Genomic DNA, 20,653 nt, shown 5'->3' with positions numbered 1-20,653 from the left:
GTCGATGAGGTTTTGGTCAGCGGCTGGCTTTGCCTCCCAATGAGTAAAGCAATGAATAGCTGTGCACTGAAATAACTCGGGTTAGGACTTCACCTAACCCGGCATTAAGTTTTTACAAGATTGCTGAATTTGTTGATTAGATAGGCTTGTTACTACTATCAACTACTACTGATACGCTATTCTCTGATACAGATTTGGCAGGAACGGCGTCTTGGCTACCCTTACCCTTAGGAGTAAACAGGCGATATATATCGCGTGGTTCTTCTTGTTTTTTATCGTTGCCGCCTAATTGGTTTTGATAATTATTATTCGAGCGATAAAGCATATATCCTATAGTTAGCCCAAGAGCTACAGGCCAAGAAATGACAGCAGCAGTAACGATAAATGCAGTTCCACCCGTGTTGAACGCCAGAGTTTTCCAAAAGTCGGTATATGCTTGACTGGCATCGTCATTTAGTTCTTTTATTAATTTTTGGTGATGCGTAAGCGCATCGCCATTCTCAGCATTCGCATTCTCACGTTCCACGGCAATACTAGCTTGCTTATATTTCTTATATTCATCAGCGGTGTTATACATGGCATTACCCAGCATACTGAATAGCGCCAGACCAGCTACCGCAGCAGGGCCAGTAAAGGTTAGGGCGGCAGTGAAACCAACAATCAGGATGGTCGCTGCAGTAATATTAAATAGGTAGTAAGCACATTGGGCTTGCCATTCGTCATTCAATACATCAATTTGGCGCTGAATAACTGCTTTCTCAAATGGTGTGTTAGCAGTTTTTTATTTGCGCATTTAATTCCAGTACACGATTCTGATATTGATAGGCTTCATAAGACCAACGTCCTACGAGTAAGGCAATATCAAATGCGAGGAAGGCGACAGTGAGCTGTGACGCTGTCGCTGCTGAAATTTGAAAATAGTCATTATAGTTGGTCAACAGATTGGCTGTCCCCCAAACGGCATCATTCAACATAGTGAAACCGCGTTTTTCTATTTCCTGTACGGCAACTTTCTCTGCAGATAATTTATCATTTGCTGTAGCTTGAATAATGTGTTTAGTCATGGTGACCAAATTAATCATCAAGCGCAGCCCATAGATTCCAACACTCAAGGCACGCAGCGTTTCTCGTGATTGATCTAAGAGACTAACAAACTCATCCGGCGTGTAGGTATTACCCAGTTTAGCATTCAAGCTTTTTATAAACTCAGGAAAACCAATGTTTTGTAGATAGAGAATCGCAGAACTTGCTAAAGCACGGCTGTAATTCCAATGAGTTCGATTGGTGTTTAGAGAAGAAATATGTTCGCGTAATTTCGAGGTGCTCACAAAGGCAGAAGCATAATCTTTAAGATTACTGACCGCTCCAGATACTACAAAAGTAGAGAATTTGGTAATTCTGGCCTGCTCGCCTTTGCTGAAATTTTCTTTAATAAAAGCATCAAGTTGCTCTCTCTTTTTGAGAGATCGTTTAAATCTTCACCTACATAATCCAGGTTGTAGTATTCAATCATTAAATTGCAAACATAGGAGAGGTATGCAACAAGTTCGCTATCGTTTTTCAAACGCTCTTTATTAGAAAGAAATAGTTGAAATAGAGACGAAAATTCTGTCTTAAGCTGATTTAAATTGAAGTCATATTCTTGAAAAGAAACGACAATGTCATTGTCCAATTTATCAAAAACTGCATGTTTCTTAAGACTAATTTTCGTTTTTGGCATGATGCCCTCACTACACTTTATCTACAATTTGATTTTTTATCTTTCACATAGTTTTACCAGAAATTTATTAAGGCATTATTAAGTTTTTTACAAAATGTGTTCTTTTTGAAAACATTTCGTGGCAAAAACATGCAAGCATCGCGCTATAAATTATAGTATTATTTTTGACCTTAATGAATATTTTTGTTTTCAACCATCTAGGTATCTAATTCTTTTATTTTAAGGATTGCCCTCATAACGTGCTTCTGACTTTTTCGAGTTGAGACCATCAAAAAAGTCAATACAGTAGGAGCAATCGGCTATGTTTTGCTTAGGAGCCTCTTGGCAGGCCTGTAGTTTGTTTTCCTATTGTTGGAAGCTAATTTTTTGTTGTGCTGTTTCTGAGTATGGAAATCCCTCTAATCCATTTGTGAAGTCCACATCCGTAAAATAGCGTGCAACATCCTGTAAACTAAGGTAAAAACGCCACCTGATTCCCGCTGTTCCTGCATTTTTTCATCACTTAAAGTCACAAATAAATTCATGCGAACGGGCTCCTCCATATCATCAACTTCACTGATAACCAATCCTTCAAAAAACTCATAAAAGAAGAATGTTTTTTCTTCTCAGGGATAATAAAAGGCATTAATTCTCCATTTTTATTCCGCAATAGTACACCACCCAAATCACGTCTGTAATCGATTTGGCCTTTTCCCCAAGGATTACGAAGATGGAGAAATAATTCATCCCCTTCTAACCATAGTCCCAGGCACTGATAACTATGTCCAGACTCTTCTGACATCGAAATGACCTGGGATAGGGAGTGATTTTGATAATCTTTACGAGGCCCTGTCGAAATAGTGATGAGCTGATTATTGGCCAGAAGATTATTTAATAGAAAAACAATGTGAAATTCTTTCAGTGATAACGGGGATTTAACAGGGAAATTATTTTGTTGTAGAAAGAGCCTCAGTGAGTTTAAAGTCTGCTCACCAAGTTGACATTGTTCCGGTAGTTTTTCTGTAGACATTTGTTTCAGTTCATTCACACAGAACTCGAGCCATTCGACGATAGGCTCTAACTCATGACAATACATTTTTCTTCTAGGACTGAGGCGTTTCCTGTCTTTAAAACCGGAGACTAATTGCAGTGCTTTTTGTTCTAACCAGTCTTCGTTAAGTTCTTCAAAGCCGAATGAGTTGCGAAAACATTCTTTGATGGAAAGTTTTAAGTTTCGCAATTGGCGTTCATCTTCTATGACATCATAGACATCGTTCATTAAGCAAAAGGCATCCACTATAAGGGAAGGTTGCCCTAGCTTTTCACGAGTAGCTGGTGTGCCTAGCAAGGTTTTGAATACTTCCGCTGGTGAGCCAGAAGAAAGAGAGGCCAGGTATTCACGAGTTTCTCTATATCGTTTGATCAGTTGACTATCTTCTTCGCTCCAATCACTTTCATCTTGCTTTAATAAAAGTTGGACGCGGTCAAACTCCTCTTGAGTTGGTTTGCTTTTTAAATGGGTCAAGCGATGAAATGTATACGCTTTTTCCAGGATCTCAACCCAGGGCTTTTTATGATAATTTACGGTCCCTACGGTATAACCTCGTGTCACTGTGGGAGGCATAGAGTAAATGCGGGGCGAGCCATCTTCCGCGTAAAGCGTTACATTGACACGCAGATTTCCTTCTTTGTCTTTACCTAGTGTGATCATGTTTTTTAATAAATCAGGATCTCTGTCTACTATGGAACTAAGAGCAGCCAAAAAATAACAATTCCCTATACCGCCTTGAGCGATATCTTTTAATTGATAGTGCTCTACATTAACAAGCTCTTGTAGCTCTTTAGTAGATAGTTTTTAAACCAAATAGTTTTATCTGCTCCCCAAAGATCTTGTTCATCTTCTTCACCGATATTGAAGATAGGGGCAATAATTTCATTGTTCGTTAACATGATGATGATCCTTCATCTCTAAATATAGTTTGCTCTTTATTGTTGTAATAAAAAGCAAAAAAGTCGGGAGACTCAATCAAGAGTGCGTAGCATTTTTAATTATAGTTCATGTTTGATTTTCTGCATGGCAACCCGGGAGCTGTATCAACAGACCCGGGTATGCACTGAAATTATTTAAGCATGTTAGCTTGCAGGCGGGTAATTTCAGTGACTGCGCTCCAGTCTTTTTCTTCCAGGTGGTGGGCCAGGGCAATAATAAATTTATCTTTAATAATATTGGCGATATGAGGGACAACCTGAGCGTTGGTTAAGGCTTGTTGGAATAAACTCAAGTCTTTAAAGCCGCCCTTTAAATCAAAATTTACATCATCAAAATTACGTTCTTTAATTTTATCCACATAAAGCTGGAAGGCTGGATGGGCGAAAACACTATGAAATAAAGAATTCAAGATCCCTGTATCGACTTGGCTTTTTTCGGCAAAGGTATAAAGCTCGCCCATGGTTTCAATGGTTGAAGCGAGCAGATAATTCATACATATTTTAACGACATTGGCTTGATAAGGCATTGTTCCCACATGGATGATTTTAGTTGAATAAGCATTAAATACGGGGCGACACTGTTCAATTGCTTCGGTTTTTCCTGCTGTAATGGTGGTAAGCTCGCCTCTTGCAGCCGCTTTGGGGACTCCTAATACGTTGCCAGCAATATAGATGAGTCCGTGCTGATCATGTAAATCAGTCAATTTTTTTGAGGTTTCCGGTAAAATGGTTGAAGTTCCCAGGTGAATTGCTCCTGGTTGCATGAAATGAACAAATCCATCTACGGTTTGCAGTACTGTATTATCATCCAAAAGAGACGTTATGATGACGTCTTTGCCTGTTACTGCCTCTTCGATGCTGCTGGCTCCTTGGGCCCCCATAGCGAGCAGTGGCTGCATCTTTTCCCTGGTGCGATTAAAAACAGTTAATTCAAAATTGGCAGCTAAAAGTCTTTGTGCTAAAGCAGAACCCATTTTCCCTAAACCAATTAAAGTTACTTTCATCCTTGTTTCTCCAAAAATGGCAGCCAAGACATTTTCACTATTTCCTAGTTTGCCCAATCTGATTGACATTGTACAATGCAAAAATTGTTCGCGCTTAGCCAACCCTCATGATTTTCACGCTTGCTATAAATAACTACCGTTCTGTTTTAAATTTAATGATTCCTTTAGGTTCGCTTAATCTTATTACCGGCCCTAATGGCAGCGGAAAATCAAATATTTACCGTGCACTACGTCTATTAGCAGAAACAGCTCAGGGTGGAGTAGTGCAGGCTTTGGCCCAAGAGGGTGGATTATCTTCCACCTTTTGGGCTGGCCCTGAAACAGTGTCAAAGGCGATGTTAAAAGGAGACCTAGCAGTTGAAGGCCAGGTTCGTAAAGAAAGAAAGCGTATGCGCATGGGGTTTGCTACAGATGAGTTTGGCTATTCTATTTCTCTTGGTTTACCAGCCCCTTCTTCATCAGCGTTCTCTTTAGATCCAGAAATCAAGAGAGAATGTATATGGGCTGGAGCTTATTACCGACCAGCGAGTCTTCTGGTTGACAGGCGGGGCTCTCTCGTCAAAGTGCGTGCCGGACGAAATTTTGATGTTTTATCACAGCAATTGAATATTTTTGAAAGTCTTTTTAATCAAATTGGCTCGTTAGATCATACACCGGAAATAATCCGTATGCGGGAGTTTATTTATAACTGGAGATTTTATGATCATTTTCGTACGGATTTTGAAGCTCCTGCTCGCAGAGCGCAATTAGGTACGCGCACGCCGGTGCTTCATCATGATGGTCGCGATGTTGCGGCCGCATTACAGACTATACGGGAAATCGGTGACGGTGATGCTTTGGATGAATCCTTTCGCGATGCCTTTCCTGGGGCAAAGTTGATTATTATTCAGCATGGAGAAGGGTATTTATCGTTAGCCATTTCTCAGCATGGTTTGTTAAGACCGCTGTCCTGTGCTGAGTTTTCTGATGGGACTTTACGTTACGTATTATTATTAGCAGCCCTATTAACCCCGCGTCCCCCCACGCTCATGATCCTTAATGAACCAGAAACCAGCTTACATCCGGATTTATTACCTGCTTTGGCAAGACTCATCTTGCGGGCTTCAGAAAATACTCAGATTTGGGTCGTTTCTCATGCTGAGCGTTTGATAGCCCTCTTGCAAGAGCAACCTGGTTGCAATGTGATCAAGCTTGAAAAGCAGCTTGGTAAAACCGAACTGCAGAGCCAAGATCTGTTGGATGTTCCCAGTTGGCATTGGCCAGATTAACCAGAAAGCGAGCACTAATGAAGAAGGTAATGTCCCTAAATAAATAATAAGTTTTTTATTTCTTTAATGGATTCATGGATTTTTTAATCGATTTAGGCGCTACCATAATGGCATCATCACCAGCTATTGTTCCGATGATCTGAATTTTTTCTTTGTTATAATCCAAAATACGGGCAATCAGTTGTGCAGAGCCAGGACTGGTATTCACGATGATGAGAGTTTCATTGGCAATGACATCGATGACTAAATTGGCCAGCTGACTTGCAGTTGTTGGCGGCGCTGGCTCATGAGGTAAGCGGTAAACAATTTGTCCTTGTTCATTTTTAGACTTAATGGCACCAAGCCTTCTGATTAAGCGTGAAATTTTTGATTGATTGACCAAATGTCCTTTGGCTTCCAATGCAGAACAAATATCTTCCTGGGTAGTAATTTGGCCGTCTGATAAGAGTTCTCTTAAATTATGGATTAAATTTTGTTGTTCATTCATACCACTATTCTGTTGTCTAGACATACTGCTTCTCCTGAGTCTTGTTCCTAAAGCTTAACATTACGGATGTTCTTCTTCAGCTACTCCCTTCAGCCGTTTTTTCATAGAGATAAATTAAATAGTCACTATTGTGATTATTTATGCGTTTTTTATTCAAAATATGCATATTTATGTGGTTTTGGATTGACAAAACCGCCGCTATTTAATTATTATGCAATTTTTAGAATAAAAATTTAATTTTATTCCAAATTTAAGAGTATTTATGCATGTCGAAGCAATATAAGGTAATGGTGGTTGGCGCAGAAGGTTATGTGGGGCAAGAGTTAGTGAAACTCATAGCCCAACATCCCTATTTAGAATTGACCGGTGTTTTTTCTCGTCAAAATAAAGATAAATTGCATGTTGACCTACGACATATTCCGGTCTATTCACTCGCTGAATTGACTGTACAAGCATCCCAAACAGATATCCTTTTGCTTGCAACACCAGCAACGATATCGATGGATATCGCTGCAAAATTGGCTAAGACACAGATAAAGATTGTTGATCTCAGCGGCGCTTTTCGCCTGGCAGAGAATGAATTTACTCAATGGTACGGTTTACCTCATCAAGCACCCGACTTGATAAAAAAGGCTGGTTATGGTTTATCACCCTGGTTAACAAACTATGATGACTATCAACTGATTGCTAACCCGGGTTGTTATGCTACCTGTGCATTGATGTCACTTCTTCCCTTAATAAAAGAAAACATTATTAAAACGGACAATATTATTATCGATGCCAAATCCGGTGTTTCCGGTGCAGGGAAAAACCCTAATCCAGAGCTGATGTTTTGCGAATTAATGGGCAATTTTTTCCCTTATAAAATTGGTAAGCATCAACATAATCCAGAGATTAGGAAAGCGATTTATGACCATACGCAAATTGCGGTAAAACCCAGGCTAACTACTCAGATTCTTCCCTTGGTTCGTGGAATTTCAATGAGTATTTATGCGGAAGCCAAGGTTGATTTTGCATCCGATGAGGCCATTGCAGCAGCGGTTAAGTCAGCTTTTCAAACGGCCTATCAAACTTATCTATTAATCCATTATGAAGAAATTAATCAAGACGACAGTCCGTTTGTTTTATCGTTAAAACAGGTGGTTGGCACAGCAAATACTCATATCGGTTATTTCATTAATGAAGGTCAGATTACGCTGTTCTCTTGCATTGATAATTTGTTGAAAGGTGCCGCAAGCCAAGCGATTGAAAATATTAATGCGCTTTATCATTTACCGCTAGCGACAGGTCTGTTACCTATGAAGGAGGCAGCATGATACTTGGAGCAGGTATTTTTAGAACAAAATTACCCTTGGGATTTTCGGCTGGTGGGATGAATTGCGGGGTCAGATTGTATCGCCCCGATTTAGGCGTCATTATTTCAGAAAAACCTAGTGTGGCAGCTGGTGTGTTTACGCAAAATCATTGCAAAGCGGCCGCAGTTAACTATTGTGAGCAATTATTACCCGCAATCAATATTAGAGCAATTATTACGAATAGCGGTGAAGCGAATGCAGCGACTGGTTTGAAAGGTATCCAAGATAACATCAGTATGGCAGTTGAACTTGCTAAAACACTGAACTGTGAATCAACCCAGGTATTAACCGCGTCAACTGGCGTTATCGGTAGGCCCCTATCCATCGGCAAAATTACTCAAGCTATCCCTGCACTGGTTAAAAAGACGAGTGATATCGCCGAAAATTTTGCTCTGGCTATTCTAACAACTGATTTGGTGCCTAAATCGATATACAAGGAGATACAACTGTCTGGTGGAAAGGTTTCTATTACAGGTGTTTGCAAAGGATCGGGCATGATCCATCCAAATATGGCAACCATGTTAGGTTATCTACTAACCGATGTGCAAATCGATATGGCAAAAGCACAGCAATTACTTAAGCAAGTGAGTGATAAGAGTTTTAATATGATTAGTGTTGATGGCGAAACATCAACAAATGATAGCGTATTTCTTATGGCAAATGGTATGAGCGGTGTATCACTTGCTGATCCTGGCGATGAAGCAATTTTTCACGAGGCTCTTTTGCAAGTGGCTATTACGCTTGCTAAAAGTATCGCTCGAGATGGAGAGGGGGCTTCCAAATTAATTGAAGCCGTAGTGAGTGGTGCTGAGAACCAGGCACAGGCAAATTCCGTTGCTAAAGCGATCATTACTAGTCCGTTAATTAAAACAGCCATTTATGGAGAGTCACCCAATTGGGGCGTGTTCTTGCTCGTATTGGCAATGAGAGGCTTTCTGTCGCTACCCTTGAACGTTGTGATATTTCTATTCAGGGAATGAAACTGTTTTCGCAAGGGTCTCCCGTCGATTACCTGGATTTAGCTGAGCTGAAAAAACAATTAATTAAAGATACGACAGTGATTGAGATTGCTTTTGCTGAGGGTTCTTTTTCCGCCACAGCCTGGGGCTGTGATTTGACTGAGGACTACGTCAAAATCAATGCTGAGTACGTATCATGACCAGATCATCTAAACCATGTATTTTAATCAAGCTAGGTGGGTCAATCCTTGATGATGAAGCGTTAATTAGCTCATTGGCTAGCGATATAAAAAATTAAGTGAAGCCAATTATCAGATTATTTTGGTTCATGGCGGGTCTAAAGCCATTAATAAGGCGTTGATGCTGCATAATATCCAATCAGAGTTTATTGCGGGTTTGCGGGCTACCTCAGCTGAGGCCATCAAAATAATAGAAATGGTGCTGTGTGGCGAAGTGAATCAATTGCTGGTCAGGAAATTAAATGCAGCTGGCGTACGTGCTGTGGGTTTATCTGGTGCGGATCAGCAGATGTTACTTTGCAATTATTTCAGTCAGCAACATGGTTTTGTTGGTGAGATAAAAACGGTAAATAGTGAAATAATTCAGCATATCCTGGCGTCGGATAACTGCATACCGGTAATCGCTTCCATTGGAACAGATGAAGAGGGTAATGCTTTAAATATCAATGCAGATTTGGCGGCTTGTCAGATCGCTAATACGTTGGCGGTTGATCAACTTATCTATTTAACGGATCAAGCAGGTATTTTTGATCATGAAGGGAAGGTTTATACGCAATTAACAGCCGCTGAATTACAAACTCTAATTCACGAAAAAATTGTAAAAGCAGGTATGCTTATCAAGGTAAAAGCGATATTAGCTTCTTTAACCTCGAGTCTCCGAGAAATTCATATTTTAAATGGTAATCAAGCTCAAATTTTACCAGATCTTCTTTTGAGCCAAAAAAATCAGGAACTCTTTGTACGGTAGATTATTGAATTTTACCTAGGGTTGATAAATAAAAAGCGGGTTTAGGGTAACCGGCAAATTCGATAGTGGTCATCATTCCCCCTGCCATATGGTAAAGATTATGGCAATGATTCATCCAGATACCAGGATTATCGGCATCGAATTGAACCTTCACCGTTGAAAAAGGTTGAACCAAAATAGTATCACGTCTGGCACCGTCTGTTAGGGGTTTGCCATTAATTTCCGTTACTTGAAAAACGTGGCCGTGGAAATGCATGGGGTGAGACATGGGCGTTTTATTGATAAATACCAATTCTACACGTTGTCCTTTTTTGACGACTTTGGGATTAATCTTAGCCCAGGTTTCATCATTTAACATCCAGCGATAACCGTCCATGGTTCCCTGTAAGTTATAATTCAAACTGATATCAACTTTTTTCTTTGGTAGTGGCTCAACGGCCTTGAGTGATTGTTCTAATTCATAATAAGGGACGCGCCCAATGGTCTGACTGGCTGTTGGGCTGAGTTTGGGAATTTCTGCTCCCTTAGTGGCAAGTATTAAGCCTGTCTGTTGATTGGTTCCTTCTACTTGTCCCAAAATAGGAAAAGCACCCCCCTTGGCGGGAATATTCACAATGATATCAAGCCGGTTAGCAATCCCAATTGGAAATTTAGAACCTTGAACAGGTTTCACTTTAGCACCATCAACAGCGACCAAAGTCCCCTGCAATTTCCCTAAATCAATAACAAAATTTGTGGCGGCTGCTGCATCGATAACACGTAGTCTCACCTGACCAGGAGTCACATAATGGATATCTGGTTCTGCGAGCGTTTTTTGTTAGTAATGTAAGCATCATAATCAACATCATTGTAATCAGCTTTTGCTTTTACAGGTTTCCCACCAGCCATATTTTTTGTGCTATCGGTTTGTATGGCGGGCATTGGGGCATTACGTAGTTTGTTGAATATGGCTTGTGGAGATTGATAAGTAAAATCTTTCATAAACATCACAACATCTTGTTCATTATTTTTTTGCTGCTCTGATTCATAAATAATATAGGGTGCTGATAATTGCTGTTGCTCTTGAAATCCTTCGTGGGAATGCATCCAGTAAGTGCCTGACTGCACTAGTTTGTACTTGAATGGTCGTTTTTCACCCGGTTGTATTAACGTTTGGGTAACACCTGGAACGCCATCCTGATCATTGGGTACAATCAAGCCATGCCAATGCAGTGTTATTGGTTCTGCGGATTTATTTTCTACAATGACATCAAAAAATTTTCCTTTAACACCAGTATAGCCTTCCTTACTTTCTGTACCATCAGGTTGAATTAATATTACTTCAAACGCTTTTACGGTTTTTCCCCGATTATCCAATTGAAATTGCGTATCTCGGACTTGTAAAATCGGTTTTTTAGCATCAGAAGCACTAGTCGCAAACGAGGCGGCTGGGAAAAGCGAGCTTGCAAAAGAAAAACTAACCCTATTATCAACGGTTTGATTTTTACGTAGCCCATGATCTTCACCCTAAATCCTTCTATAATTAATAGGATTACCTTATTAAAAGTTAAGCAACGAATTAATCAATTGTCAAAATAATCATAGGTCTGTTTTTTGGCTTGAGATCACTGATGTGTCTGAGGTAGAGGATTGTCCTTCGCTGGTCAGCCTATCTTCATTGTCGTAATAAGCAGTAAAATCGTCTCGCTTTATCGTCTTTACTACAGTTTGTTTTTCTTTGTGTTTTAACGAAATAGTAACTGTATCCATTTGAGGATTATAATCAAACAAGACTTGCCCATAATGTTTTTGACTCATTTGAGTTTTTACCTGGCGCAACTCTTCATATTTTTCTTGTAAAGCAAGGAATTTAATCCATACCTTATCTAATGGTGTTTCATTCTTTTTATAACTATCATCACGCAAATATATTTCCCAGGCTTCGGGACCTTTTTTTCGATAAGCGTTTTAAGTAGAGGTTGGACTTCTTCTTGTTCAAAGCGCTTAAGCGCTTTTAGACAACTATCATAACGTTCAATTACCTGAATGACCTCTTCGCTTTCAACCAATAAGGCACCGGTTTTTTCATCAAATTGGACAGAGCCGGTAACCGCTTTTAGACGTAGGTGACAGTCAGTAATCAAGAGGGCATAAAATTTTGCTGCAAAACTGGTTTGTATATCAATCTCTGCAACTTGGCGAATATGATCTTTCTCGTGATCTTGACTGCGGGCACTATAACAAATACTCAAAGTCATGTTGAAAGGTATTGTCTGATCCTTAACGGCAAGAAGAATTTTTACAAACGCAGCGAGCTGGGCATAATTAAGCAATTTATGGGTTTTGAAAATCTCTTCAGGGTCTGATTCAGCGTAACAATAATTTGTATCATCGACTTTACCATGCGCTGCAATAATAATTTTGTAGTCTTTTTTCTTTTTTTAACCACTCCTGGAGTGTTTTTGAGGTTTGCTGGTCTAAATTAATCGTTCCTGAGCTAGCAAATTGCAAAGCGCAATTCATTAGGTTTAATACGGTTACGTTACTTTTACTCTTAGAGAAGAAAGAAGGCTTATGTTTTTTCTAAAGCCTCACCTGATTTTTGTCCTAATGTTCCGGGGTCAGATAAGTTAATAAATAAAATTTTCACAATTCAAAGGCTACAACAGGTAATAACTGTTTAAATTATATGCACTCTTGTTTGTAAAGTCTAACCGACTTTAAATAAGTAAAAGAAATTTTTTACGGCAAAATTTACAAGCCAGCCCGACAAACCGGGCTCATTAGATTGTGTTCGAAACGTTACTGCATTGGCGCATCACTGCTCGATACGGGGCTCACTGTAATTCTGCGCCGTTTCTCCTTGCTCTGCTCTCACTGCAGTGAGTTTTGAAAGAGGTGTATTATTTATTTCAACGATGCTATGTCAATGACAAAACGATATCGGACATCGCTTTTTAAAACACGTTCGTAGGCCTCATTGACTTGTTGAATGGGAATTAACTCAATCTCGGATGTGATAGTATGTTTGCCACAGAAATCAAGCATTTCTTGGGTTTCTTTGATCCCGCCAATCAATGAGCCGGCAAGACTGCGGCGCCCACTAACCAGTGAAAATGCTCCGACTGGGACATTTTTTTCAGGGACTCCCAAGACGACCATGGTACCTTCACGTTTGAGTAATCTTAAATATTGATTCCAATCAATGCCTGTCGAAACAGTACATATAATGAGGTCAAAACTAGCGCTTAATTTGGCGAAATTCGACATGATGGAGGTTGTATAAAAATGATCGGCTCCCAGGCGCTTGCTGTCAGCTTCCTTTGTAGATGAATGGCTAAGCACAGTGACCTCTGCCCCTAGCGCATGAGCCAGTTTAACACCCATATGCCCTAACCCACCCAAACCAACAATAGCGACTTTTTTACCTGGGCCGGCACCCCAATGTTTTAATGGTGAGTAAAGAGTAATTCCGGCACATAAAAGAGGTGCTGTCGCATCGAGAGGTAAATTGTCGGGAATATGAAGAACATAATTTTCATTCACCACAATTTTGGTTGAATACCCTCCTTGCGTGAGTTGCTTACCACTACGCTCCATACCATTGTATGTGGTTGTCATCCCTTCATAACAATATTGTTCTAATCCTTCGCGGCAGCTTTCACAACGTCGGCAGGAATCTACAAAACAACCAACTCCCACATGGTCTCCCTCTTTAAATTTTTTACTTTGCCCCCAATTTTACTGACCACCCCAACAATTTCATGACCGGGCACCATAGGGAAAAGTGCCCCACCCCATTCATCGCGTGCCTGGTGAATATCGGAATGACAAATACCGCAATAGAGGATATCAATCAAAACATCATGCTCGCCTACATCTCTGCGTTTAAAAGAGTGAGGAGAGAGAGGCGCTTTTGCCTTTGGGGCGGCATATCCTTGTACTGGAATCATAGAATTATCCTTAGCATGAGCATGAATCGTTGTTAATATAGGCTCAGTCGATCTAATTTGCAAAAGGTTATTCGTCTTATTCTATTTTCTTGGGGCAATCCATAGTAGAGTACGAGAACTTTTAATTAGGTTATCGTTCTTATGGCAAAGCTTTATTTCTATTTTGCAGCTATGAATGCAGGTAAAAGCACGGTTCTACTGCAATCAAGTCATAATTACCGTGAGCGTGGCATGCAAACTTTGCTCTATACGCCTGCCATTGATACCCGATACCAGCAAGGCCTTATTCATTCTCGAATTGGTTTAGCAGAACAAGCCCTAATCTTCCACAATGAAGATGATTTGTATGAACAAGTCAGTTCTCGCTTGCAGCAAGGACAAACCTATGCTTGCGTATTGATTGATGAAGCCCAATTTCTAACTCGTAAACAGGTCTATCAATTAACAGAAATTACCGACCAATTGCAGATTCCAGTTTTAGCCTATGGTTTACGTACTGATTTTAGAGGGGAGTTATTTGAAGGGAGTCAGTATTTACTTGCCTGGGCAGATGAATTAGTCGAGCTGAAAACAATTTGTCATTGCGGTCGCAAAGCGATCATGAATTTGCGTCTTAATGAAAAAGGCGAGGTGATTTCAGAGGGGGAGCAAGTGGTTATTGGCGGAAATGGACTGTATGTTTCTACTTGCCGGCGACATTTTAAAACGGGTGAAGTCGGCGTATTGCTTGATAAGAAAAAATTGTTCAATAAAGATACCAATCCAATGTGATTTTTGATACAATTCGCCGCAAATTTTGCAACCCTTGCTAAGGAGTGATCTTGTCTGATTCAGTCGCAGTGGATTCGGGCGTAGCTTTGCCTCGTGGTGACTTAATGGCTTGGATGGTTTGCCTGTCAGCAGGGTTGTTTTTCTTTTATGAGTTTTTTCAACTTAACATTTTCGATGTAATTAACCAGCCCTTACGCGATGATTTTCACTTAAATGCAGCTCAGCTTAGCTGGATGTCGAGTACTTATCTGTGGGCAGATATTTTATTTCTTTTACCTGCGGGTATCATTCTGGATCGTTTTTCTACCCGCCAGGTCATTCTTAGTGCTATGTTCGTTTGTGTTATTGGTACACTGGGATTTGCACTGACTAACTCATTTGTTTTAGCTTGTTTTTTCATTTTCTATCTGGTATTGGTAATGCATTCTGTTTTTTATCCTGCGTAGTATTAGTCTCGAATTGGTTTCCACCACGCCGCCAAGCTTTGGTTATCGGCTCCTTGGTAACAATGGCCTTTTTAGGTGGGATGATGGCACATACTCCTTTTGCTCACCTTAATGAGTATTATGGCTGGAGAAATTCATTGTTGATTGATGGTGCGGTAGGTGTGCTTTTACTACTCTGGATTTATAAAATAGTTGAAGATAGACCTTATATTGTCTCGAGGCGTAATACTGCCCAGGAAGCAGCTCTTCTTCCGGGATTTCTGCAGGCTCTGGTCAATCGTCAAAACTGGCTTGCTGGTTTTTATACCTCTTTTTTGAATTTACCCATCATGGTTCTTTGCGCTTTGTGGGGAGCCAGTTATTTACAGGTTGTTCACCACTTATCTGAAATGGCTGCTTCCAATGTTGTTAGTCTTATCTTTATGGGGAGTATTCTTGGTTGTCCCTTAGTGGGCTGGCTTTCGGATACCCAGGGACGCCGCAAACCCTTAATGGTCGTCGGTGCTATAGCAACCTTATTTGCTGTACTTCCTTTATTTATGGATCTTGCTTTATCGCAGTTCCAATTAAGCATCCTGTTTTCATGTTAGGTTTATTCACAAGCACTCAAGTAATTAGTTATCCCCTAATTGACTGAAAGTAATTCAACCAAAAATACAGGTACGGCAACTGGTATCGCTTCTGTTCTTATCATGGGTGGAGGCGGTGTGGGGCAAGTAATATTTGGTGTATTAATGCAACACCATGCTCCTGCTTCAGCACAACAATACACAGTGGCTGATTTTCAATATGCAATGTGGATATTTCCTCTAACCGCTGTAGCAGCTTTACTGGCGGTTTTGATGACTCGTGAGACTTACTGCAAACGTTTGGATTGAGGAGTTTTTATGCAGATGGTGGAAGAATTCAAAGGAAGTGAGAGATTGGCATCAACTTTCTTACCATGGTTAGTTTGTTTTAGTGCATCATTGTTTTCTTTTATGAATTTATTCAAGGCAATATGTTTGCATCCATTGCTGATAATATTATGTACGACTTTCATGTGCAGGCCGATAAAATGGCTTATTTATCAAGCATATACTACCTTTCAAATGTTCTCTTCCTGTTTGTGGCAGGTGTTGTTCTCGATCGATTTTCAACTAAGAAAACTATTCTGGTAGCAATGCTGCTATGCGTGTTAAGCACCTTCATTCTGGCTCATGCACATTCCTTTTATTTGGCTTTGTTTTGCCGTTTTGTTACTGGTATTGGTAGCGCATTTTGTTTCCTTGGGCCAGTCCGGTTGGCTTCTCGCTGGTTTCCACCACAACGTATGGCAATGGTTGCTGGCGTAATTGTCACCATGGCAATGACTGGTGGTATGTTGGCTCAGTATCCTTTAACCAAGTTAGTCGCTCAGATTGGTTGGCGGGATGCTTTGATGCAGGTGGGTTGGCTTGGTACCGCCATGCTGGTTTTTATGTCGTTTGCAATTATTGACAAAGCACAGGAAGTAAGCCACAAAGTGGGGCAAAAAATCAGTTTACTTGTTACGGCCAAGAAAGCGTATCTTAATCCGCAAACCTTAAGGGCTGCACTCTATACCAGCCTGATGAATATGGCTATTGCTGTGTTTGGTGCTATGATGGGTTCCCTTTATCTAGTGCAAAGAATGGGTATTGCCAAAGAAGATGCAGCAGTAGTTAATTCCATGCTATTTCTTGGGGCAATTATTGGTGGGCCGTTGATTGGCTGGTGTTCGGACAAATTAGGTTTACGTGTATTACCAATGAAGGTTGGTGTATGGGCATCTTTACTAATCATGCTTGTAATATTGTTTGTGCCTGTTTCTTTACCCGTTATGAAAGGGTTGTTTTTCTCTTAGGCTTTTTTACTGCTGCTCAGGTAATAAGTTATGCGTTGGTTGCTGAAAGCAGTTCTCCATTAATAACTGCCACCGCAGTCAGTATGGTTTCTATTTTGACTCAAGGTGGTTATATCATTTATCAGAATTTGTTCAGCATTTTATTGATGCATCATGGCGAAATGAAAATGCTGGATGGTATTCCCGTGTATTCATTAGGTGATTACCAATATGCTGCAATGATTTTACCTCTAGGCTTACTTCTGGCCTTGTTTGCCTTATTTGGTTTAAAAGAAACTCACTGTCGACAAAAAGAGGTATAAGGATGCTGGGGCGGCGTGTTTGTATTTTATTAATGGATTCTCTGGGAATTGGTGCAAGTCTTGATGCGCACCGTTATGGCGATGAAGGAGCCAATACTTTTGCTCACATTCATCAGGCTTGTAAGGAAGGACTCGCTAATAAAGAGGGGGTGCGTCAAGGGCCTTTACATCTCCCTAATTTAACAAACCTGGGTTTGTATCATGCAACGGTAGCCAGCTCAGGTATTCCTTTAGTAGATTTATCAACACTTGCTACTCCAAAGGGGTATTATGGCTATGCAGTAGAGCAAAGCTTGGGCAAGGATACACCAAGCGGTCATTGGGAGTTAGCTGGTGTGCCAGTGACATTTGAGTGGGGTTATTTTCCTGCTGAACAACCTTGCTTCCCGCAGAAATTAATTAATGAATTGATAAAAAAGCGGGTTTACCGGGTGTATTAGGGCAGAAACACGCTTCAGGAACCACAATTATTGATGAACTGGGTGAGGAACATATTAAGACAGGTAAACCAATTGTTTACACATCGGCTGATAGTGTGTTTCAGATTGCCGCTCATGAAGAAAGTTTTGGTTTGGCGCGTTTGTATGAAGTATGTGAAATTGCGCGCAAATTAGTCGATGATTATCAGATAGGGCGGGTTATTGCTCGGCCTTTTGTTGGTAGGCCTGGTGGATTTTCTCGTACCGGCAATCGCCGTGATTATGCAACGTTGCCGCCTGCGCTAACTCTTTTGGATGCGTTAAAAAAGGCAGGGCGAGAAGTCATTGCCATTGGTAAAATTGCCGATATCTTTGCTCATCAAGGGTTGACACAGACAATAAAGGCGGATGGTAATCAAGCCTTATTCGATGCTACTTTGGCTGCAATGAAAACAGCCCCGGCCGGTAGTTTGGTCTTTACCAATTTTGTTGATTTCGACTCTTCTTACGGCCATCGACGAGACGTGGGTGGGTATGCCCATGCGCTAGAACAATTTGATCAACGTTTACCAGAGCTGCTAGCACAATTAGACTCTGGTGATATGGTTGTAATCGCGGCTGATCATGGTTGTGATCCGACGTTTCCCGGCTCTGATCATACAAGAGAACATATCCCGGTTTTGGCTTTTGGCCCCCAATTAGCGAGTTGTTTTATCGGACGTCGCGATAGTTTTGCTGATATTGGCCAAACTCTCGCGGAATATTTGCAAATTGAGCCTTTAACACATGGCATATCTTTTATGAACGGCCTAGAATAAGCGGATTAACTTATATAATTTGGGGGCTACAAAAGTAAAAGAGCATGACTTATCCAGCCTCCTTTCTAGATTATTGTATAGCGATTGAATTGAAATTCACTTCTTTGCGCAAGAGTGTCTTGTTTCTTTTATGGAGTGCAGAAAAACCATTAAAAGCTTATGAGATTCTCGATAGGTTATTGCAAAGCAAGCAAAGCTCCAAGCCACCTGCTGTGTACCGTGTACTTGATTATTTTGTTGAATCCGGTGTGGTACACAAAATTGAGTCTATCCAATCGTATACACTTTGCCATGAGCCTGAAAAACAACTGCCTACTGAGGTATTAATGGTGTGTAATGATTGTCATCAGGTTCATGAAGTGTACGATAAGACCTTACGTGCCCTAGTACAAAAATTATCAGCAGAGAACCATTTCCATTTGGGCCAGGATGCCATTGAATTAAAAGGCTTTTGCAGAAAATGTTGTCCAGATAGCTGATTCGCATATTTTATGCCTACAGAAAGGAAAAAATAATTCAAATCCTCCATTGATTTTTTTTGCATCCCCATTTTAGGTTCTTCGACCTGTAATGAGGATGTATCTTGGAACAATATCGTGGTACAACCGTCCTGTCTGTCAGACGGGGCAATAAAGTAGTTATCGGTGGTGATGGGCAAGTCACTATGGGTAATACTGTAATGAAAGGCAATGCCCGTAAAGTCAGGCGACTTTATAAAGATAAAGTAATTGCTGGTTTTGCTGGTGGGACCGCTGATGCGTTCACTCTTTTTGAGCGTTTCGAGCGCAAACTGGAGATGCATCAGGGGCACTTGGTGCGTGCGGCTGTTGAGCTTGCCAAAGATTGGCGAACTGACAAAATCTTACGCCGCCTGGAGGCGCTATTAGCAGTAGCAGACAGTAAGGCCTCTTTAATTATTACCGGAAATGGTGATGTCATTGAGCCCGAGGAAGGATTGATTGCTATTGGTTCTGGCGGCCCATTTGCTCAGTCGGCAGCTCGAGCACTGTTGGAAAATACTAAATTATCAGCGTCCGAGATTGTCCGTAAAAGCTTATCGATTGCAGGTGATATATGTATATACACCAACCACAATTTAACCATTGAAGAATTGGATAGTGACTAGTGAATAATACAATGATAATGACTCCTCGTGAGATAGTGCAAGAATTAGACAAGCACATTATTGGTCAGGATGAAGCAAAACGCGCTGTAGCGATTGCTCTGCGTAATCGTTGGCGACGTATGCAAATCAAAGATCCTATATTACGTAACGAAATAATGCCCAAAAATATTTTGATGATTGGGCCAACAGGTGTTGGTAAAACAGAAATTGCCAGACGCTTGGCGAAATTAGCTCAGGCTCCTTTCATTAAAGTAGAAGCGACTAAATTTACCGAAGTTGGTTATGTCGGACGCGATGTCGATTCCATTCTTCGTGATTTGACTGATATTGCTATCAAACAAGAACGCGAATCAGCCATGAAAAAAGTTGAGAATCTTGCTGAAGATGCTGCGGAAGACCGGATCTTGAATGCTTTATTGCCGCCGGCGAGAGGTGCTGTAATCACCAGTGAAAAAGAATCATCAACTCGCCAGGTTTTCCGTAAACAACTACGTGAAGGCGCACTTGATAACAATGAAATTGAGATCGAGTTATCAGCGACACCAGTTGGTGTAGAAATAATGGCACCACCTGGTATGGAAGAAATGACCAGTCAGTTGCAAGCTATGTTTCAACAGGTGGGTACAGGCCGCACAAAAACACGTAAATTAACGATTGCCAAGGCAATGAAGATTTTGCGTGAGGAAGAAGCAGCGAAACTAATCAATGAAGAAGATATTAAAACACGGGCTATTGAAAATGTTGAGCAACATGGCATCGTCTTCATTGATGAATTGGATAAAGTTGCAAAACGAGCCGAGCAAGGCGGAGGTGATGTATCACGTGAAGGTGTGCAGCGTGATTTGTTACCGTTGGTAGAGGGCTGCACAGTATCCACTAAATACGGTATGGTGAAGTCAGATCATATTTTATTTATTGCTTCAGGCGCTTTTCATGTAGCGAAGCCTTCTGATTTAATTGCTGAATTGCAGGGGCGTTTACCTATTCGAGTAGAATTGGCTGCATTGAGTGTAGACGATTTTGTTCGTATTTTGACTGAACCCAGTGCTTCATTGACGGAGCAATATGCTGCTCTCATGGCAACTGAAGGCTTGCAATTAAGCTTCGATGAAACCGGCATACGACGTATTGCGGAAGTAGCTTGGCGAGTCAATGAGCGCACCGAAAACATTGGTGCTCGCCGACTGTATACCGTAATGGAACGTTTATTAGAAGTTATTTCCTTTG

At 40.8% G+C, this 20,653-nt stretch carries 19 protein-coding genes and 6 pseudogenes; 12 read left to right on the top strand and 13 right to left on the bottom strand.

Annotated elements, in window-relative coordinates; translation table 11 throughout:
• Positions 1-136: 136 nt before the first annotated feature.
• From BN58_RS27800 to BN58_RS00240, 7 genes are all read right to left on the bottom strand, one after another.
• Positions 137-727 (bottom strand): hypothetical protein, encoded by a 591-nt coding sequence (locus tag BN58_RS27800; protein WP_051131815.1) that lies wholly within the window; start codon positions 725-727, stop codon positions 137-139.
• Between the two features lie 43 nt (positions 728-770).
• The gene (locus tag BN58_RS27795) at positions 771-1,328 is read right to left on the bottom strand and encodes a hypothetical protein (protein ID WP_051131814.1); all 558 of its coding nucleotides are present in this window, start codon (positions 1,326-1,328) and stop codon (positions 771-773) included.
• A 44-nt stretch (positions 1,329-1,372) separates the two neighbouring features.
• Positions 1,373-1,720 (bottom strand): hypothetical protein, encoded by a 348-nt coding sequence (locus BN58_RS27790; protein WP_019215117.1) that lies wholly within the window; start codon positions 1,718-1,720, stop codon positions 1,373-1,375.
• Positions 1,721-2,118: 398 nt separating this feature from the next.
• Positions 2,119-2,244, bottom strand: coding sequence for a hypothetical protein (locus BN58_RS35650; protein ID WP_019215116.1), 126 nt, complete (start codon positions 2,242-2,244; stop codon positions 2,119-2,121).
• A complete protein-coding gene (locus BN58_RS00250; protein ID WP_232220217.1) occupies positions 2,241-3,479 on the bottom strand; it encodes a calpain family cysteine peptidase in 1,239 nt (412 codons plus the stop codon). The genes BN58_RS35650 and BN58_RS00250 overlap by 4 nt, the downstream gene beginning before the upstream one ends.
• Positions 3,480-3,514: 35 nt before the next feature.
• Complete coding sequence (locus tag BN58_RS35645) at positions 3,515-3,649, bottom strand: hypothetical protein (RefSeq protein ID WP_019215114.1); 135 nt, start codon at positions 3,647-3,649, stop codon at positions 3,515-3,517.
• A gap of 170 nt (positions 3,650-3,819) precedes the next feature.
• Positions 3,820-4,692, bottom strand: a complete 873-nt coding sequence (locus BN58_RS00240) for an NAD(P)-dependent oxidoreductase (RefSeq protein ID WP_026069153.1) — start codon at positions 4,690-4,692, stop codon at positions 3,820-3,822.
• A 107-nt stretch (positions 4,693-4,799) separates the two neighbouring features.
• Between BN58_RS00240 and BN58_RS00235 the strand changes: the two genes are divergently transcribed.
• Entirely contained in the window at positions 4,800-5,960 is a 1,161-nt protein-coding gene (locus BN58_RS00235) for an AAA family ATPase (RefSeq protein WP_019215112.1), read from the top strand.
• A gap of 55 nt (positions 5,961-6,015) precedes the next feature.
• Here the strand turns inward: BN58_RS00235 and BN58_RS00230 are convergent, their stop codons facing one another.
• A complete protein-coding gene (locus tag BN58_RS00230) occupies positions 6,016-6,471 on the bottom strand; it encodes an arginine repressor (RefSeq protein WP_019215111.1) in 456 nt (151 codons plus the stop codon).
• Between the two features lie 242 nt (positions 6,472-6,713).
• On the opposite strand from BN58_RS00230, the gene argC reads away from it, so the two are divergent.
• The 3 genes and pseudogenes from argC to argB all read left to right on the top strand — a co-directional run.
• A complete protein-coding gene (gene argC / locus BN58_RS00225; RefSeq protein ID WP_026069152.1) occupies positions 6,714-7,763 on the top strand; it encodes an N-acetyl-gamma-glutamyl-phosphate reductase in 1,050 nt (349 codons plus the stop codon).
• A pseudogene (argJ, locus tag BN58_RS00220) lies at positions 7,760-8,961 on the top strand (bifunctional glutamate N-acetyltransferase/amino-acid acetyltransferase ArgJ). Before argC ends, argJ begins: the two are co-directional and overlap by 4 nt.
• A gap of 100 nt (positions 8,962-9,061) precedes the next feature.
• Positions 9,062-9,748, top strand: a pseudogene (gene argB, locus BN58_RS20695) (acetylglutamate kinase); the annotation flags it as partial.
• A gap of 1 nt (position 9,749) precedes the next feature.
• Here argB and BN58_RS27785 read toward each other — a convergent pair.
• The 5 genes and pseudogenes from BN58_RS27785 to BN58_RS20685 all read right to left on the bottom strand — a co-directional run bounded on the left by BN58_RS27785 (position 9,750) and on the right by BN58_RS20685 (position 13,680).
• Entirely contained in the window at positions 9,750-10,532 is a 783-nt protein-coding gene (locus BN58_RS27785; protein ID WP_051131813.1) for a multicopper oxidase family protein, read from the bottom strand.
• Entirely contained in the window at positions 10,529-11,104 is a 576-nt protein-coding gene (locus tag BN58_RS27780; protein WP_051131812.1) for a multicopper oxidase domain-containing protein, read from the bottom strand. Before BN58_RS27780 ends, BN58_RS27785 begins: the two co-directional genes overlap by 4 nt.
• Before the next feature lie 222 nt (positions 11,105-11,326).
• A complete protein-coding gene (locus tag BN58_RS00200) occupies positions 11,327-11,653 on the bottom strand; it encodes a hypothetical protein (protein WP_156812279.1) in 327 nt (108 codons plus the stop codon).
• The gene (locus tag BN58_RS00195) at positions 11,614-12,060 is read right to left on the bottom strand and encodes a hypothetical protein (RefSeq protein ID WP_019215105.1); all 447 of its coding nucleotides are present in this window, start codon (positions 12,058-12,060) and stop codon (positions 11,614-11,616) included. Before BN58_RS00195 ends, BN58_RS00200 begins: the two co-directional genes overlap by 40 nt.
• A 574-nt stretch (positions 12,061-12,634) precedes the next feature.
• A pseudogene (locus BN58_RS20685) lies at positions 12,635-13,680 on the bottom strand (NAD(P)-dependent alcohol dehydrogenase).
• A gap of 141 nt (positions 13,681-13,821) precedes the next feature.
• Here BN58_RS20685 and BN58_RS00185 point away from each other — a divergent pair.
• The 8 genes and pseudogenes from BN58_RS00185 to hslU form a co-directional block, all read left to right on the top strand.
• Complete coding sequence (locus BN58_RS00185) at positions 13,822-14,451, top strand: thymidine kinase (RefSeq protein ID WP_019215104.1); 630 nt, start codon at positions 13,822-13,824, stop codon at positions 14,449-14,451.
• Positions 14,452-14,555: 104 nt separating this feature from the next.
• Positions 14,556-15,487, top strand: a pseudogene (locus tag BN58_RS20680) (MFS transporter).
• Positions 15,488-15,526: 39 nt separating this feature from the next.
• Positions 15,527-15,775 (top strand): hypothetical protein, encoded by a 249-nt coding sequence (locus tag BN58_RS37350; protein WP_019215101.1) that lies wholly within the window; start codon positions 15,527-15,529, stop codon positions 15,773-15,775.
• 9 nt (positions 15,776-15,784) lie between these two features.
• Positions 15,785-17,063, top strand: a pseudogene (locus BN58_RS20675) (MFS transporter).
• A 5-nt stretch (positions 17,064-17,068) separates the two neighbouring features.
• Positions 17,069-18,300, top strand: a pseudogene (locus tag BN58_RS20670) (phosphopentomutase).
• 44 nt (positions 18,301-18,344) lie between these two features.
• A complete protein-coding gene (locus BN58_RS20665) occupies positions 18,345-18,779 on the top strand; it encodes a transcriptional repressor (protein WP_019215098.1) in 435 nt (144 codons plus the stop codon).
• Positions 18,780-18,883: 104 nt separating this feature from the next.
• Positions 18,884-19,426, top strand: a complete 543-nt coding sequence (hslV, locus tag BN58_RS00160) for an ATP-dependent protease subunit HslV (protein WP_019215097.1) — start codon at positions 18,884-18,886, stop codon at positions 19,424-19,426.
• 11 nt (positions 19,427-19,437) lie between these two features.
• On the top strand, positions 19,438-20,653 hold a 1,216-nt coding region (gene hslU, locus BN58_RS00155; protein ID WP_026069151.1), incomplete at its 3' end, for an ATP-dependent protease ATPase subunit HslU.

The sequence above is a fragment of the Legionella tunisiensis genome (genome assembly GCF_000308315.1).
GTDB lineage: Bacteria > Pseudomonadota > Gammaproteobacteria > Legionellales > Legionellaceae > Tatlockia > Tatlockia tunisiensis.
The sequence above is the reverse complement of the archived record's forward strand: the minus strand, read 5'-3'. Positions and strand labels throughout refer to the sequence as shown.